This window comes from Kitasatospora sp. GAS204B (assembly GCF_029892155.1).
Taxonomy (GTDB): Bacteria; Actinomycetota; Actinomycetes; order Streptomycetales; family Streptomycetaceae; genus Kitasatospora.
Genome location: NZ_JARZAG010000030.1, coordinates 44,926 through 60,367 on the forward strand (window position 1 = coordinate 44,926; position 15,442 = coordinate 60,367).

Consider the following 15,442-nt stretch of genomic DNA (forward strand, 5'->3'; position numbering starts at 1 on the left):
GCCGACAGCCTCCCTGAGCCCTGCTCCAATTCTTATACCGGTATTTGTATCACGGTCGCGGTGGGTGCGGGAGCTAGAATCACGGCATGGTGCGCACTCCTCTCACAGCGCTGGAACGCCAACGCGGCGAACAGCTCGGCACGCTCCTCCGGCAGGCCCGGGGCGGGCGCAGCATGGTCGAGGTCGCGGCGCAGGCCGGCCTGTCGGCCGAGACGCTGCGCAAGATCGAGACCGGTCGGGCGCCGACCCCGGCCTTCTTCACGGTGGTCGCGCTCGCCGGGGCGCTGGGCCTGTCGCTGGACGAGATCGCGGAGCTCTGCGCGCCGGTCGCGCCGGGGGACACCGAGCTGCTCTCGGCGTGACGGAGGTCGGCGGGGCGGGATCGCCCGGCCGGCCGCTGCGGATCAGGTCGGGGGCGCGATGAACGCCGCGCCGACGGGCCGTCAGGTGCGGGCCCGCGCTCGGACACCGTAGGCGACGGCGCCGAGCGCGAGCACCGCCTTACCCCAGCAGCGCGAGCAGCTCCGCGCAGTCGGCTCGCAGTGCCTCGTCCGCCGCGCAGTCGTACCGCATCCCGGGCCTGGGGGCGCCGTCGTTGCCCAACCGGCGGACCTCGGCCGCCTCCATCGCGAGCAGCTCGCGCAGCCCGTCGGGCAGCGGCTGCCCGGCCGCGGCCGCCCGACGCAGGCCGGCGGCGATCACGGGTCGCACGGCCCTGGTGTCGGTCCACGCCGTGGCGAGCGTCCGGTCGAGCAGCTGAGCGGACTGCGGCTCGTCCGCCAGGCCGGCCGCGCGCAGCGCGAGGGCGGCCCGGGCGGTGATCTGGTCCGAGTCGTCGGTCAGGCAGGCGCGCAGCGGCTCGGCCAGCGGCGCGGCGGCCGGGCCCATGGCGGCCAGCAGGTCCAGCGCCAACTGCCGGGCGTACCAGGCCTGCTGGTCCGCCAGCAGCTCGGCCAGCACCGGCCACAACTCCGCCGGGTCCAGGCCGGCGTGCCAGAGCGCGCGGGCGATCACCGCCCGGGTCGCCGGCTTCGGATCGGGGAGCAGTCGGCGCAGCACCGGCACCACCTCAGCTGCTTCCTCTGCTTCCTCCGCCTCGCGCCCCAGATCGTCCGGGTGGGCGAGCAGCAGCAGGGCCGCCGGGTGCAGGGTGCCGCCGGTCTTCGGCAGCTCCTTGCGGAACTCCTCGAGTACCGGGGCGATCAGGGCCCCGGACCCCGGGAGGCAGGCTTGCAGGGCGGCCAGGACGCGGCAGGAGGCCGTCACCCCGGCGTGGTCGAACACCCCCGGTGTGGTGTCGGACTTCGCGTTCGTCCAGCTCAGATGGGGGACCAGGGTGGGTATCAGGTCGGCCGCGTGCGCGGCGAGCCGGGCGCACCACGCGGGCAGCTCCTCGGGGCCCTCGCGACCCGGCAGCAGCCGGGCGAGCAGCGTGGCGGAGCGCCGATCGCCTGCCGCCACCAGGAGTTGGAGGCACTGCCCGGGCAGCCCCCGCTCCCAGCCCCAGCTCGTGCGGTACTCCCCGGCCTCGGCCACGGCGGCCGCGGCGTCCAGCAGTGCGGGGGTCAACGGCAGGGCGCAGAGGCGCAGTTCGCGAGCGGCGGCGGTAGCGGTCTCGGCGGCGCTGACCGCCGGGTCGGTGGCGGTGACCAGGGCGGCCAGCAGCTCGGCGGTCGCCTCGGCGCCGGGCACCCGCCAGCCGCTGTGCAGGTCGCCGGCCCGCTCCACGGCGTCCGCCCGGCTCTGCGGGTCGCCGTGCCGCAGGGCGTGCAGGACCAGGCGGTGACGGGCCGTCACCCGGTCGCCGAGGGCCAGGTGCAGGTCGGCGAGGGCCTCGGCCGCGCGCTCGTCGGTGGCGTCCTCGAACTCGGTGGCGCGCAGCCGCCGCAGGTGGGAGCTGAGCGTGCCGTCGTCGGGGAGCGGCGGAGCGGCGGGGGAGCTGCCCCGCTGCTGTGCGTCGTCCAGCGCGGCCGTGGCCCGCTCGACGAGGCCGGCGGGCAGCTGCTCCGGCGTGTGGCGGGCCAGTTCGGCGAGCGCCGTGAGCACCGTGCCGGGGTCGCCACCGGGCGCGGCCAGTCGCAGCAGGCCCTCGGTGGCTCGGCCGGACTCGGGTGACCGGCCCAGCAGTTCACCGAACGCGCCGGCCAGCGCGTGCCGGACCGCGCCGTCCTGCTCGACGGCGGCGCGGGCGATCAGCGGGTCCAGGACGGCCGGCGGCTGCGGGTGCCGCCGGGCCAGCAGCCCGATCGCCGCCGCCCGGACGGCCGGGTCCGGGTCGTCGAACAGCCGGGCCAGTAGCGGTACTCGCTCGCGCAGGACGTCGCCCGCGAGCAGGCCGTAGGCCACCGCGAGCTCCTCCCACCAGTCGTCCTCGCCGTCATGCGCGGCGATCACCGTGTGCGGGTCCGGCATGCCGTCCCAGGCGTGCTCGATCGCGGCGTCGGCAGACTCGCCGATGCTGGCCAGCAGGTACAGCACACTCGCCCGGTCGGCCACCGCGGGGTCGCCGGCCAGGGAGAGGAGGAACGGCAGGCAGGCCAGTGTCGAGTTGTAGACATCACCCTGGTGATGGACGCCGCCGTAGAGGGCGTCCAGCGCGTTCGCGCGTTCGCGGGGGTCATCGCCGGCCAGTGCGCGCAGGAGAACGGGCACATCGCCCGCGTCGCCGTAGGCGTGGGTGAGCGAGGCCCAGTCAACGGCGTCCAGTCCGTGCAGCGGGTCGGGCATGCGGCGACTCCCTGTCGTGCGCGAGGTGTTGTCGCGTCAGTCTCGCGCAGCGCGCCGACAGTCGGACGACGGGGGCTCACCCCTGCCACAGTTCACCCCTGCCGCAGATCACCCTTGGCGCAGTTCGCCCGCCTCGCCGAGCCAGACCAGCCGGCCGCGCTCCAGCACGTGCACCAGGGCGTCGTCCGGTGCCCAGCGCGGCACGGTGCGGGCGGTCAGCAGCACCGCGCGCCCTGCCAGCGCCCGGTCGGTGAGCAGCCGGCGCAGCCGGGCCACCACGGCGGGGGCCAGACCGCGTTCGGGTTCGTCGAGCAGCAGCAACGCGGGCTCGGCCAGCAGCGCCCGGGCGAGGGCGACCAACTGCTGCTGGCCGCCGGAGAGATCGGTGCACAGCCGGCCGAACAGCGCGGTCAGTTCCGGGAATCGGGCCGCCGCGCGCTCGGGCGGGCCGGACAGGCCGAGCGTCTCGGCCACGGTCAGGGTCGAGAAGACCGCCCGGCGGTCCGGGACCAGCACCACGCCGAGCGCGGCCCGGCGGTGGGCGGCCAGCGTGGTGACGTCCCGTCCGGCCACGGTGACCCGGCCCTGGTACGGGTGGGCCAGGCCGGCCAGCGTCGCCAGCACGGTGGAGCGCCCGGAACCGTTGCGGCCGACCAGGAAGCCGACCCGCCCGTTCGGGCAGCGCACGTCCACCCCGTGCAGCCGCTCGACCCGTCCGTAGCGGACCCGGACGCCGTGCAGTTCGGCGGCCAGGCCGCCCGTCGAGGGGCTCACCAGAGCCGCCGGACCCGCTGGTCGGCGAGCACCCGCTCGATCGGACCGGTGGCCACCACCCGGCCGCCGTCAAGCACGTAGGCGGTTTCGGCGAGCCGGGAGACCAACCCGAGGTCGTGCTCGACCAGCAGCACGCCCGCCCCCTCGCGGGCCACCAGGGCCAGCACCCGGGCGACCCAGGCGACTTGGCCCGCGTCGAGGCCGACCGAGACCTCGTCCACCAGCAGCACCCGCGGCGCTCCGGCCAGCGCTCGGGCCAACTCGACCAGCCGGAGCACCCCGAGCGGCAGGTCGCCCGCCGGGCGGTCGGCGAGCGGGGTCAGACCCAGCAGTCGCAGCGCGCCGGCCACCCGCTGCCGGACCGCCACCGCCGGCGGGGCCGTGAGGCGCGCCCGGAGAGCGGCGCCGCCGGGCCTGCTCGGCCGCTGCTGCTCGGCGCCGACCTGGACGTTCTCCGCGACCGTCAACTCGGGGAAGACGGCCACCTGCTGGAAGGTCCGCGCCACGCCGAGCCGGGCCCGCCGGTGGCAGGGCGCCCGGGTGATGTCGCGGTCGTCGAGCAGGATCCGCCCGCCGTCGGGCCGGGCCAGTCCGCTGAGGCAGTCGAGCAGCACGCTCTTGCCCGCGCCGTTCGGGCCGACCAGCGCGGTGACCCGCCCGGGGCGCACGGCCAGGTCCACCCGGTCCACCACCGGCACGCCGCCGAGCCGCCGCAGCACCCCGCGTCCGGCCAGCAGCCCGGCGCCGGTCCGCTCGCCGCTCACCCCGGCACCGCCCGCCGGACCCGGCCCGCGAGCCCGCCGGGCAGCCGGCCCGCCCCCGCCGCGAGGGCGCCCACCACTACGGCCGACATCCCCGGCACGGTCGCCGCGTCCAGCCCCACCAGCGCGAACGCGGCCAGCACCGCGCCGACCGCGCTGTCCACCCCGGCCACCACCACGGCCGCGAACCAGAGCAGCCCCTGCACCGGGTCGAAGACCGAGGCGTCGAAGGCCTCGCCGCCCAGCGCGAGCAGCACTCCGCCCGCGCCCGCCAGGCCCGCGCCCAGCCCGAAGACCAGCAACTTGACCCGGGGCACCGCCACCCCCGCCGCCCAGGCGCCCGCCTCGTGGTCGCGCATCGCCACCAGTGCCCGGCCCAGCCGCCCCCGCCGCACCGCCGCCACCAGCAGCGCGCCCACCGCGAGCACGGCCAACTCGGCAGCGTAGAAGGCGTGGTCGCCACGGAGGAAGACGGGCCGCAGCACCGTCAGGCCGGCTGTCGCGTAGGGCTGCTCGAAGACGAAGCGGCTCAGCCCGACCGCCAGCGCGAAGGTCACCAGGGCCAGCACCAGGCCGCGCCGGTGCACCACCGGGCGGCCGATCAGCAGCCCGGCCGTCGCCAGCCCGAGCACGGTGACCACCAGCGCCGCGCCCACCGGCACCCGGCCGGAGGCGAGCAGCGCGGCGGCCAGCGCGCCCAGGCCCGCGAACGCGCCCTGGCCCAGCGAGACCAGCCCGCCGCCGCCGGTCACCAGCACCACCGAGAGCAGGATCAGCGCCAGTGCGGGCACCGTGAGCACGGCCCGCACGCCGCCCGCCCGCAGCGCCAGCGGGGTGAGCAGCGCGAGCGCGCAGACGGCGGTCGCCCAGCCCCAGCCCCAGCTCGAGCCCCAGCCGGCGTCACCGCCGCGCCGCCGCCCGAGCTGCGGCACGCCGCCGCCGCCCAGCAGCCCCTGCTCGGTGAAGCCTTCGACGAAGCCCCACGGCACCAGGGCGGCCACCAGCAGCGCCACCGCGAAGAGGTTGGACTGCACGGCGTCCAGCAGCGGCCCCAGCGTGCCGCCCGGGTGCAGCCAGGTCAGCTCGGACTGGCCGATGCCCAACGCGAGCCCGACGGCCACCGCGATCGGCAGGCTCTGCAGCCGGGCCGCCACCGCGACCGCCAGGGTCTCCATCACCAGCAGCGGCAGCCCGTACGGGTCGAGCAGCACCAACGGCGCCAGCAGCACGCCCACCAGCCCGGCCGTGAAGGAGCCGAACGCCCAGCCGGCCGCCGCCACCCGCCCGGCGTTCACCCCGGCCAGCTCGGCCAGGGTCGGGTCGGCGGAGACCGCTCTGGCCCGCACCCCGAAGCCGGTCCACCGCCCGATCGCCCAGAGCGCCACCGCGATCACCAGCACGGTGCCGAGCTGGGCCACCGCGTCCACCCGCAGCAGGTGGCCACCGGGCAGCGTGACGGTCCGCGCCGGGACCAGCGACGGCACGTCCGTCAGCGGCGTGGTGCCCCAGATCGCCGCGACCGCGCCGATCAGCAGCACCAGGACGCCGACGCAGGCGACCACCACCTCACCGATCGCCGCCTGGCGCCGCTGGAGCGGTCCGAAGACGGCCAGCTGGAGCAGCACGCCGAGCCCGGGCGCCACCACCAGCAGGCAGAGCACCGCGCCCCAGCCCACCGGCCAGCCGCGCACCACCACCAGCTCGCGCAGCAGATAGGCGATGAAGACCGCGATGCCGCCCTGCGCCAGGTTGAGCACCCCGGTCAGCCGGTAGCAGACCACCAGCCCGACTCCGCTGAGCGCGGCCGCGCTGCCGACGGCCACGCCCGCCAGCGCGAAGTCGATCGCCAGCCCGGGGTCGGCCATCAGACCGGGCCGTCCGCGGGCAGCACGTCCGGCTCGCAGACCGGGCACGGCGCCAGCCCGCGGGCCCGGACCGCCGCGCCGTCGACCGGGACGGCCTGCGGCTTGCCCGCCACCAGCGGGCAGTCGGGGCGGTGGCAGAGGGTGCCGCCGGGCACCGCCACCAGGCTGCCGCCCGGCGCCGCCGGCTCGCCGCCGGTCTCGGGCAGCTGCCAGTCGGCGGCGGCCGGCTCGACCGGGGGAGCGGCGGCGGTCGGGGTGGCCGTGCCCTGGGTGCCCGTCGGGGTGCCCAGGGCGGCAGTGCCCGCGCCCGGGGTGCGCAGCGCTGCCCAGACCACGCCCGCCACGATCAGCGCGGCGCCCGGCGCGGTGGCGGAGGCGAGGTAGGGGAGCTGGCGGGCGGTCAGCCGCTCGCCCGAGACGGCGTACCAGCCGAGCACGCACATCGCCCCACCCAGCAGGGCCAGCAGCCAGCCGAAGGGTGCGCCGGCGAGGAGACGGGTGAGGACCGGGCGCCCGGAGCTGTCCATCGCGATCCTTTCCGCCGCCCGCCAGGGGCCGGCGACCCGTCAGCCGCGCCGGCCGGCTCGCCCGCCGCCGTGTTGCGGGTGGGCGGTCGATCGGCCTACATAGTGTCACCTGCGTCACACTCGGTCGCAGCGCGACACCAGGCGGAGAAACCCATGCGCACCATGCCCAACGACCGGCCGGCCGACCCGGCGCGTCGCCCGTCCGCAGAGCCGCGATCTCACCCGTCCGGCCGCCTGACGGTCCTTCGGACGGCGGCCGCCGTGCTCGGGGCCCTGCTGCTGGTGGCCTCCTGCTCGAGCAGCACGAAGAGCAGTTCCAGTGCCACCCCGACCCCGACCCCGGCGGCGAGCAGCGGGTCGGCGGCGCCGTCCGCGTCCGCGTCCGTCTCCTCCGCCGCGGCCTCGCCGTCCGCCACCGGCGCGGCCTCGCCGACCCCGACCGGAACCGCGCCGGCCGACGTGGCCGCCGCCACGGCGCAGGTCACCCAGAACTGGCAGAGCTTCTTCTCCCCGGCCACGCCGATCAGCGCCAAGGCCGGGCTGCTGCAGAACGGCGACCAACTCCAGCCGCTGCTCCAGGCCTTCGCCGCCGACCCGCGGATCTCGCAGATCAGCGCGCAGGTGACGAACGTCCAGTTCAGCTCCGCCAGCACCGCGACCGTCACCTACAACCTGCTGCTGCAGGGCCAGGTGGTGCAGCCGAACGCGGCCGGGCAGGCGGTGCTGGAGAACGGCACCTGGAAGGTCTCACAGGCCACGCTCTGCGGGCTGGTCGCGCAGAGCGGCAACACCGCGGCCGGCGTGGTGCCCGGGTGCAGCAGCTGATTGAGACACGCCCTAGCAGGGTGGCCGCCGCGCTGGCGGCCACCCTGCTGGTGTTGTCCGGCTCGCTGGCCGGCTGCGGCACCCGGCTGCCGGAGAGCGACTTCGCCGCGCCGGGTCCGACGGCCGCCGGGGGCAACCCGGCCAGCGACACCGGTGTGACGTCGGGGCAGATCAGGATCGGCATCGTCACCTCGCTGACCAGCCCGCTCGGCACCGAGGTGCTCTCCGGGCCCCGGTACGGCGCGCTGGCGTTCTTCCAGGCGCTGAACGCGGCCGGTGGCCTGCACGGGCGGACCGTGCAGGTGGTGACCTGCGATGACTCCGGCAGCGGCTTCGGCAACCAGGAGTGCGTGCACAAGCTGATCGACCAGGACCAGGTCTTCGCCTTCGCCGCGGGCAGCGTGCTCGACTACGCGGGAGCCCCGTACGTCAACGGCAAGGCGGTGCCGGACGTGGGCAGCCAGCCGCTGGGCACCGCGTACGACCGGTATCCGCATCTGTACGGCATCTACGGCAGCAACGCCCCGCGCGACGGCCGCTCGGTCGGCTGGGACGGGACGCTCTTCCTGAGCACCGAGGTCTACCGGTACTTCCAGCAGCGCCTCGGCGTGCGGCGGGCCGCGGTGGTCGCCTACAACCAGGCCGAGTCGCTGAGTTACGCGCACCAGATCGAGCAGGGCCTGACGGCCGAGGGCTACCACGTGCTGATGAAGACGGTGGACCTGGCGCTGCCCGCGTTCCCCGCGGTGGCCACCGCGATGGCCTCCGACGGCACCCAGATCGTCTTCGACGCGATGGACACCCGGGGCAACACCGGGCTCTGCCAGGCGCTGGACGCGGCGGGGGTGAAACTCGTCGCCAAGGTGACCAACGTGCAGAACTGGGCGCAGACGGTGGGCCGCGACTACGCGGCCGCGCCCGGTTGCCGCGGCGTCCTGTGGGCCACCTCGTCCAGCCGCAACTACGCGGACACCCGGTACCCCGCCGTCCAGCAGTTCCGCAGCGCCGTGAGCCGCTACTACTCGGATCGCGAACCGCTGCTGTCGGCCTGGGAGTTGGAGGGCTGGGCGGGCGCGCAGTGGCTGACCGACGCGATGGACTCGTGCGGGGCGGCGCTGACCCGGGCCTGCGTGGAGCGGTTCCTGAACCGAGCCCAGCCCTATGACGCGCACGGGCTGCTGATCCCCGCCGACTTCGTCCGCCTGCCGCGCCCCAGCGGTCTCACCCGCGCCTGCCTGGACGTGGCCCGCTGGCAGGACAACACCCCAGCGGGCGGGCCTGGTTGGGTGACCCAGGTGCCCGACATGGACACCAACTGCTTCGACGTGCCGCAGCTGCCGTACCAGCCCTGAGGCCAGCTCCGAGGCAGAAAGTGACCAGCCTTTCAGGATTTCACAGGTGGCTGATCATCCGATACTGATTGTCCAACTGTTCATCGGGTGGCCATCGGTACGCTATCTACGCGCGTTTCACTCTGAGCCGTCGAGGAAGCGCGAGTGCGAAGAGGCGGTGCCGTGGTGCAGTTGAGCGAGCGGGTCCGGCGGCGAAGTCGGCCGCGTGAGGGATGGGCCGGGTGGCTGTACACGGCGCCGGCGCTGTTGATCTTCTCGGTCTTCATCATCGGACCGACCGCCTACACGCTCTACATCAGCACCTTCCACTGGAACACGCTCAATCCGTCGATGTCCAGCTTCATCGGAACCGACAACTACCGCCAGCTGTTCCAGTCCACCACGCCCGACTTCCTGACCAGTGCCGGGAATTCGCTCTACTACTGCGCGGCGATGGTGATCGGCGGCACCGCGCTCTCGCTCGCCCTGGCGCTGCTGCTGCAGCGTGGCGGGCGACTGCTGAGCGCCGGCCGGGTGGCGATCTTCGCGCCGCACGCGACCCCGATCGTGGCCACCTCGCTCGCCTGGGTCTGGCTCTTCAACCCGCAGTTCGGGCTGATCGACCTGGTGTTGAAGCACCTGCACCTGCCCACCCCGCAGTTCCTCTTCTCCAGCAGCTGGGCGATGCCCTCGGTGATCGTCTACAGCCTCTGGCACGAGGTCGGCTTCACCGTGGTGCTCTTCCTCGGCGGCCTGGCCGTCACCTCCGGCGAACTCAGCGAAGCGGCCCGGGTCGACGGGGCGAGCCCCTGGCAGGAGTTCTGGCACATCACCTGGCCGCAGCTGCGTCCGGTGACGCTCTTCGCGGTGGTGATCACCAGCATCACCTCGCTGCAGGCCTTCACCCAGTTCTACGAGATGAGCCGGGGCGGCCCGGCCTACGCGACCACCACCCTGAGCTACCTGCTCTACCAGGAGGCGTTCGTCCTCTTCGACACCGGGTACGGCGCCGCGCTGGCCGTGGTGCTCTTCGTGGTCACCGCCGCCTTCACGCTGCTCCAGCGGCGCCTCGGCGACCGGATCGCCGCCGACCTCTGACCCGCAGCAACGCCCGTCCTTACCAACGCCGTTCCGCACTGTTCGCCTGCCCCTGCCGGTATCCCCACACGCGAAAAGGAACCCCGATGTCCTCCAACCCCACGCTGCGTCGTACCGCCGCCACCGTGCTGGCCGCGGCCACCGTGCTCGGTGCGCTGAGCGCCTGTTCCTCGTCGAGCAAGTCCAGCGCCGACGCGGGTTCGGGCGGCACCACCACGATCTCGTTCATGCAGATCATGATCAGCGGCACCCAGAAGAGCACCCTGGTCGCGCTGACCGACGCCTTCCAGCAGGCGAACCCGAACATCAAGGTCAACCTGGAGTACCAGCCGGACTACGGCACCCTGCACGCCAAGGAGACCGCCGGGGTCGCGGCCCACAACCCGCCCACCATCGGTCAGGTCTACGAGAGTTGGGCCGCCGACTACGCCAAGAGCCAGGTGATCCTGCCGGTCGGCCAGTACGCGGGCAGCGACAGCCCGGCCGGGCTATCGGACTTCTACCAGGGCGTGCAGAAGGACCTGCGGCTGCCCGACGGCAAGCTGTGGATGTGGCCGTTCAACAAGAGCGTCCAGGTGCTCTTCTACAACCAGGACCTGCTCCAGGCCAAGGGGCAGAGCGCGCCGACCAGTTGGGACCAGTTCGCGACCGCGGCCAAGGCGGTCTCCGGGGACGGCGTCACCGCGATCAGCATCGACCCGGGCACCACCGCCTCGCCGGCCGGCGGCACCGTGCTCTTCGACGCGCTCTGCGCCGCCGACGGCACCCCGGACATCGCCGCCGACGGCACCCCGCAGCTCAACAGCCCGGCCGCGGTCCAGGCGCTGAGCTACCTGGCCGACCTGAAGAAGGCCGGCGCGCTGGCGGTCGGCTCCAACTTCCCGGGCGAGACGGCGCTCGGGGCCAAGAAGGGCGCCTTCGACATGTCGAGCGCCGCGGGCTACTACTTCGAGAACCAGGCGGTGGGCGGCAAGTTCGCCCTGGGCACCGAGGTGCTGCCGACGGGCGCGAGCGGCCGGCCGACCAACGTGCTCTCCGGCACCAACATCGCGATGTTCGCGTCGGCGAGCAAGGCCCAGCAGGCGGCGGCCTGGAAGTACATGCAGTTCCTGGCCTCCGCCCAGAGCCAGGCCCAGTGGTCCAGCACCACCGGGTACCTGCCGGTCACCGCGAAGGCGCTCGACCAGATGAGCGAGTTCCTGGCCAAGAACCCGTACATGAAGACCGCCGCCGCGGCCCTCGACTACGCCGTGGCGCAGCCCGCCTTCCCGTGGGTCGCCAAGGCCCAGGGCGAGGAGGTCGTCGCGCTGCAGAAGGTGCTGGAGCAGGGCGCCGACCCGGCCGGCGCGCTGAACGCCGCCCAGCAGGCCGCCCAGGCGGACCAGAAGGCGGGCCAGTGACCCTCGCCGGACCAACTGCTCGTCGGCCGCGCGGCGCGCTGCGCCGCACCGTGGCCGTGCTGATCGCGCTGGCCTTCCTCTTCCCGTTCTACTACGTGCTGGTCACCTCGCTGAACTCGGCCTCGCAGTCCAGCACCCTCGCCGATCTGCTGCTTCCGCACTGGCACTGGGAGAACTACGCCCGCGCCTGGGCGGCCGCGCCCTGGCCCCGGCTCTTCCTCAACACGGTGCTGATCGGCGCCTGCACGGTGGTGCTCGCGCTGGCCACCTCGCTGCTGGCCGGATTCGCCTTCGGGGTGATGAGGTTCCGCGGCCGGGGCCTGCTGTTCGCGCTGGTGATGGCGGTGATGATGGTGCCGGGGACGGTGCTGATCATCCCCGACTACATCATCGCCACCGACATCCACTGGCTGGACACCTACTGGATCCAGATCGTGCCGTGGGGTGCCAGCGTCTTCGGCATCTTCCTGGTCCGGCAGTTCTTCCTGGGCCTGCCGGCCGAACTCTTCGACGCCGCCGAGCTGGACGGCGCCGGACGGTTCCGGATGCTCTGGTCGATCGGCATGCCGCTGGTCCGTCCGGCGATGCTGATCATCGCCCTGCAGATCTTCCTGGCCAGCTGGAACTCCTTCCTCTGGCCGTTCATCATGACCCAGGACCCGAACGTGCAGCCGGTCGAGGTGGGACTGGCGGCCTTCGCCGGGGCGGACGGCACCGACTACCCGGGGCTCGCCGCCGCCGTGGTCTTCACCACCGTGCCGGTGCTTGCCTTCTTCCTGGTTCTGCAGCGGCACTTCGTCACCGGCGCGATGTCCACCGCGGGCGGTGTCCGTGGCTGACACGACGTCATCTCCGGTCCTGATCACCGATTTCGACGGCACCCTCTACCGCGGTGACGCGCCGATCCGGCGCTACGCCGAGCACGCCGCCGCCGCGCTGCCCACCGCCGCGCGAGCCGAACTGCTGGACGGTGTCGAGCGGTTCCTGGCGCTCGGCGCCGCCGCCGGGCCGCCGCTGGGCGAGGCGATCGACGGCTGGGAGGCCGTCGCGGTGCTCGGCCGCGCGGTCGGCCTGGACACCGCCGAGCTGAACCGGGCGTTCGCGGCGACCCGCGAGCTGATGCTGGACGCCGCCCGCTGCCCGCTGGAGGTCCCGGCCGGCTACGCCGAACTGCTCGCCGAACTGCGCGGCGAAGGCGTGCGGGTGGTGCTGGCCACCAACAGCCCGGCGGCCGGCCTGGACGGGCTGCTGCGGCGGCTCGAACTGCCGCCGCTGCTGGACTCGGTGGTCGCCGGCACCGGAAAGCCGGACGGCCTGCGGCACCTGCTGCGCGCGGAGAACCCGGCCGGCGGCAGGCGGCGGCTCTGCGTGATCGGCGACCACTGGCGCAACGACATCGAGCCCGGTCGCGAGATCGGCGCGCACAGCGCCTACATCGACCGGTTCGGCCGGGCCGACGGTCCCGCCGACGCGATCGCCCCGACCGTGGAGGGGCTGCTCGACTCCATCCGGACCTGGGCCACGGCCCAGGCGCCGACCGAAAGGAACTGATCACCCGCTATGGCCACCATCGAATTCTGGGGCGGAGTCGGCGTCATCGGCGGCAGCAAGATCCTGGTCCAGCAGGACGGTTACCGGGTGCTGCTGGACATCGGCATCGACATCCCGTCCGGCGGCGACCTGTTCCGGCTGCCGGTGCGCCCGCGCCCGGGCCGGGAACTGGCCGACCGGCTGCGCCTGGGCGCCGCGCCCGCGCTGCCGGGGCTGTTCGCCCCCGAGGCGTTGGAGCCCGGCTCGCCGCTGGCCGAACAGGTGGGCGAGACCGCCGTCTTCGTCAGCCACCCGCACATCGACCACGTGGGCCTGGCCGGTTTCGTCCGCCCCGAGGTGGCCGTGCACGCGCACACCGAGGCGGTCGACGTGCTGACCGCGCTCGCCGCCACCGGCCAGGGACTGACCCACGGCGAGCCCGACTGGCGGCGTCTGACGGACCATCAGCGCGTAGTGGTGGGCCCGCTGGAGGTGGAGTGCGTCCCGGTCGACCACGATGTGCCGGGCGCCAGCGGCTACCTGGTGCACACGCCCGACGGCACCCTGGCCTTCACCGGTGACTACCGCTTCCACGGCCACCACCCGCAGCGGTCCTGGGACTTCGTCGACCGGGCGGCGGGCAGCGCCGTCCTGGTCACCGAGGGCACCACGCTCGGCTGGGAGAACCCGAGCGGGCGCCGGCGCGACGAGAGCGACGTGGCCCGCGACTTCGCCCGCGCGCTGGAGGAGACCCCGGGCCTGCTGCTGCTCTCGCTCTACCCGCGCGACGTGGACCGGGTGCGGGCGTTCCTGGAGATCGCCGGGGCGGCCGGGCGGCGGATCGTCTGGACCGAGCAGGTGGCGGCCTTCCTGCGCCTGGTCGGCGTCGAGCAGGCGCTCTCGGCGGCCGAGCTGCCGGCCGCCGAACTGCGCGCCGAGCCGGACCGGTACGTGGTGATGCCGGACCCGGACGACCTGCCCTCGCTGCTCGACCTGCCGGTCGGCGACGGCTACCCCGGCGCCACCCTGGTGCACGCCAACGGCGAGCCGCTCGGCCCCTTCGAGCCGCGCTGGGCGCCGTTCACCGACTGGCTGGCCGCGCTGGGCATCCCGCTGCGCCAGATCGGCTGTTCGGGCCATGCCTCGCAGGACGACCTGCACCACATGCTGGAGCGGCTGCGCCCCGCCACCGTCTTCCCGATCCACACCACCTCGCCCACCCGGCTGCACCCGCCGCAGGGCATGCGGCGGGTGCTGGCCGCCTACGGTGCCCGCTACACCTTCGGTGGCGACGCGATCTGACGCTAGGTCGGCCCTGGTTCGGGCTCAGGTGCGGTGCGGGAGCCCGTTCCGCCGCTGTGACGGCATCCGCACGCGGGTGTTACCCGGGCGTTGCGATCGGGTCCGGAGAGGTGCGTTATCGTCACGCCTGTCGGAACGTCAGCAAGCACCAGCAGGACTGGCCTGAACAGGGGAGACATCGTGCGCGAGTTCTACGAGCGCGAGGAGTTCATCGAGCGCGACCGCGGCTTCTTCGGCGGTGAGGAGATCATCGAGCGCGAGCAGATCGTCGAGCGCGACCGCTTCGGTCGTGAGCGGATCATCGAGCGCGAGGAGATCATCGAGCGGCCGGGTCTGTTCGACGGCCTCTTCGGCGGTGGCCGTGAGGAGATCGTCGAGCGTGAGGAGATCATCGACCGGGACTTCTTCTAGAGTCCGGTCGGTCGGTCCGAGTGCTGGTTGCGGCGTAGGCCTCAACCAGCACTCGCCCGTCGACCGTTACGTGCGCGTCGAGCGGCAGGTGCGCGCTCTCGGGGGCGGTCAGCTGCGCAGCATCCCGCCGACGATCCCGCCCAGCCCCGCGCCCTCGGCCCCGGCCACCGCGCCGTCCCGGGCCAGGTACGGCTCCAGGGCGTGCGCCAGGCTGGAGAGCGGCATGCTCTGCAGCCAGATCTGGCCGGGCCCGGTCAGCGCCACCAGGTGGTAGCCGTCGCCGCCGAAGATCTTGTTGGCGATGCCCGGTACCCGGGTGATGCTGAACTGCACCGTCTCGTCGAACATCCCCACGTGCCCGGGGTGCACCAGCATGGTCTGACCGGGCGCCAGGGTGTACTGGCAGAGCTCGCCGGACAGTTCGATCCAGGCCCGGCCCTGCCCGTGCAGCCGCTGCAGCACGAAGCCCTCGCCGCCCCACAGCCCGCCGCGGAAGGACTGCTGCAGGGCGATGCTCGGGGTGATCCCCGGCGTCCCGCAGAGCCAGCCGTGCCGGTGCACCAGCACGCCGCGGCCCTGGGCGATGTCCACCGGCACGATGTGCCCCGGCACCTTCGAGGCGAAGGCCACCAGCCCCGGGGCGCCGTGCGCCTGGTACCTGGTCAGGAATATCCCGCCACCGCTGACCGCCCGCTTGAGCGTGCCCAGCAGCCCGCCGCCGCCCGGGCCACCGGAGTTGGTGGTCTGCGACATCTGGATGTTCGCCGACATCCAGGACAGCTCGCCGTGCATCGAGATGATCGACTCGCCGGCCCCCAACTGCATCTCCAGCACCGGCATCGTGCTGCCCTTGATCACGTCCTGCATCCGGATTCCCTCCCCGACCGGTAG

Annotated in this window: 16 protein-coding genes; 9 read left to right on the forward strand and 7 right to left on the reverse strand. The window is 74.0% G+C overall.

All coding sequences use genetic code 11. The features are described from left to right. Nucleotides 1-86: 86 nt before the first annotated feature. Nucleotides 87-362: a helix-turn-helix transcriptional regulator gene (locus P3T41_RS30900; protein ID WP_280693880.1), complete on the forward strand. Its 276-nt coding sequence runs from the start codon at nucleotides 87-89 to the stop codon at nucleotides 360-362. A 139-nt stretch (nucleotides 363-501) separates the two neighbouring features. Here P3T41_RS30900 and P3T41_RS30905 read toward each other — a convergent pair whose 3' ends face one another. The 6 genes from P3T41_RS30905 to P3T41_RS30925 form a co-directional block, all read right to left on the reverse strand. Further along, complete coding sequence (locus tag P3T41_RS30905; RefSeq protein ID WP_280693881.1) at nucleotides 502-2,727, reverse strand: HEAT repeat domain-containing protein; 2,226 nt, start codon at nucleotides 2,725-2,727, stop codon at nucleotides 502-504. 108 nt (nucleotides 2,728-2,835) lie between these two features. Continuing rightward, nucleotides 2,836-3,501 (reverse strand): ATP-binding cassette domain-containing protein, encoded by a 666-nt coding sequence (locus tag P3T41_RS30910; protein WP_280693882.1) that lies wholly within the window; start codon nucleotides 3,499-3,501, stop codon nucleotides 2,836-2,838. After that, nucleotides 3,498-4,265: an ATP-binding cassette domain-containing protein gene (locus P3T41_RS36985; RefSeq protein ID WP_348533709.1), complete on the reverse strand. Its 768-nt coding sequence runs from the start codon at nucleotides 4,263-4,265 to the stop codon at nucleotides 3,498-3,500. The genes P3T41_RS30910 and P3T41_RS36985 overlap by 4 nt, the downstream gene beginning before the upstream one ends. After that, the gene (locus P3T41_RS30915; RefSeq protein ID WP_348533710.1) at nucleotides 4,262-6,127 is read right to left on the reverse strand and encodes an ABC transporter permease; all 1,866 of its coding nucleotides are present in this window, start codon (nucleotides 6,125-6,127) and stop codon (nucleotides 4,262-4,264) included. The genes P3T41_RS36985 and P3T41_RS30915 overlap by 4 nt, the downstream gene beginning before the upstream one ends. Beyond that, entirely contained in the window at nucleotides 6,127-6,654 is a 528-nt protein-coding gene (locus tag P3T41_RS30920; protein ID WP_280693883.1) for a hypothetical protein, read from the reverse strand. Before P3T41_RS30920 ends, P3T41_RS30915 begins: the two co-directional genes overlap by 1 nt. Before the next feature lie 218 nt (nucleotides 6,655-6,872). Next, nucleotides 6,873-7,127, reverse strand: a complete 255-nt coding sequence (locus tag P3T41_RS30925) for a hypothetical protein (RefSeq protein WP_280693884.1) — start codon at nucleotides 7,125-7,127, stop codon at nucleotides 6,873-6,875. Here P3T41_RS30925 and P3T41_RS30930 point away from each other — a divergent pair. The 8 genes from P3T41_RS30930 (at nucleotide 7,114) to P3T41_RS30965 (ending at nucleotide 14,551) form a co-directional block, all read left to right on the forward strand. Continuing rightward, on the forward strand, nucleotides 7,114-7,479 hold the full coding sequence (locus tag P3T41_RS30930) for a hypothetical protein (RefSeq protein WP_280693885.1): 366 nt from the start codon (nucleotides 7,114-7,116) through the stop codon (nucleotides 7,477-7,479). The genes P3T41_RS30925 and P3T41_RS30930 overlap by 14 nt on opposite strands. Before the next feature lie 20 nt (nucleotides 7,480-7,499). Beyond that, entirely contained in the window at nucleotides 7,500-8,831 is a 1,332-nt protein-coding gene (locus P3T41_RS30935; protein WP_280693886.1) for an ABC transporter substrate-binding protein, read from the forward strand. A 144-nt stretch (nucleotides 8,832-8,975) separates the two neighbouring features. Then, the gene (locus P3T41_RS30940; RefSeq protein ID WP_280693887.1) at nucleotides 8,976-9,908 is read left to right on the forward strand and encodes a sugar ABC transporter permease; all 933 of its coding nucleotides are present in this window, start codon (nucleotides 8,976-8,978) and stop codon (nucleotides 9,906-9,908) included. An 86-nt stretch (nucleotides 9,909-9,994) separates the two neighbouring features. Beyond that, a complete protein-coding gene (locus tag P3T41_RS30945) occupies nucleotides 9,995-11,308 on the forward strand; it encodes an extracellular solute-binding protein (RefSeq protein WP_280693888.1) in 1,314 nt (437 codons plus the stop codon). Beyond that, entirely contained in the window at nucleotides 11,305-12,147 is an 843-nt protein-coding gene (locus P3T41_RS30950) for a carbohydrate ABC transporter permease (protein WP_280693889.1), read from the forward strand. Before P3T41_RS30945 ends, P3T41_RS30950 begins: the two co-directional genes overlap by 4 nt. Further along, nucleotides 12,140-12,859, forward strand: a complete 720-nt coding sequence (locus P3T41_RS30955; RefSeq protein ID WP_280693890.1) for an HAD family hydrolase — start codon at nucleotides 12,140-12,142, stop codon at nucleotides 12,857-12,859. Before P3T41_RS30950 ends, P3T41_RS30955 begins: the two co-directional genes overlap by 8 nt. 9 nt (nucleotides 12,860-12,868) lie before the next feature. Continuing rightward, on the forward strand, nucleotides 12,869-14,140 hold the full coding sequence (locus P3T41_RS30960) for an MBL fold metallo-hydrolase (RefSeq protein ID WP_280693891.1): 1,272 nt from the start codon (nucleotides 12,869-12,871) through the stop codon (nucleotides 14,138-14,140). Between the two features lie 180 nt (nucleotides 14,141-14,320). Then, nucleotides 14,321-14,551: a hypothetical protein gene (locus P3T41_RS30965; protein ID WP_280693892.1), complete on the forward strand. Its 231-nt coding sequence runs from the start codon at nucleotides 14,321-14,323 to the stop codon at nucleotides 14,549-14,551. A 108-nt stretch (nucleotides 14,552-14,659) separates the two neighbouring features. Here the strand turns inward: P3T41_RS30965 and P3T41_RS30970 are convergent, their stop codons facing one another. Next, a complete protein-coding gene (locus P3T41_RS30970; RefSeq protein WP_280693893.1) occupies nucleotides 14,660-15,418 on the reverse strand; it encodes an AIM24 family protein in 759 nt (252 codons plus the stop codon). Between the last annotated feature and the right edge of the window lie 24 nt (nucleotides 15,419-15,442).

Coding starts and splice junctions, on each gene's coding strand:
- P3T41_RS30900 (WP_280693880.1), top strand. CDS start 87: ATGGTGCGCACTCCTCTCACAGCGCTGGAACGCCAACGCGGCGAACAG.
- P3T41_RS30905 (WP_280693881.1), bottom strand. CDS start 2,727: ATGCCCGACCCGCTGCACGGACTGGACGCCGTTGACTGGGCCTCGCTC.
- P3T41_RS30915 (WP_348533710.1), bottom strand. CDS start 6,127: ATGGCCGACCCCGGGCTGGCGATCGACTTCGCGCTGGCGGGCGTGGCC.
- P3T41_RS30920 (WP_280693883.1), bottom strand. CDS start 6,654: ATGGACAGCTCCGGGCGCCCGGTCCTCACCCGTCTCCTCGCCGGCGCA.
- P3T41_RS30945 (WP_280693888.1), top strand. CDS start 9,995: ATGTCCTCCAACCCCACGCTGCGTCGTACCGCCGCCACCGTGCTGGCC.
- P3T41_RS30960 (WP_280693891.1), top strand. CDS start 12,869: ATGGCCACCATCGAATTCTGGGGCGGAGTCGGCGTCATCGGCGGCAGC.
- P3T41_RS30970 (WP_280693893.1), bottom strand. CDS start 15,418: ATGCAGGACGTGATCAAGGGCAGCACGATGCCGGTGCTGGAGATGCAG.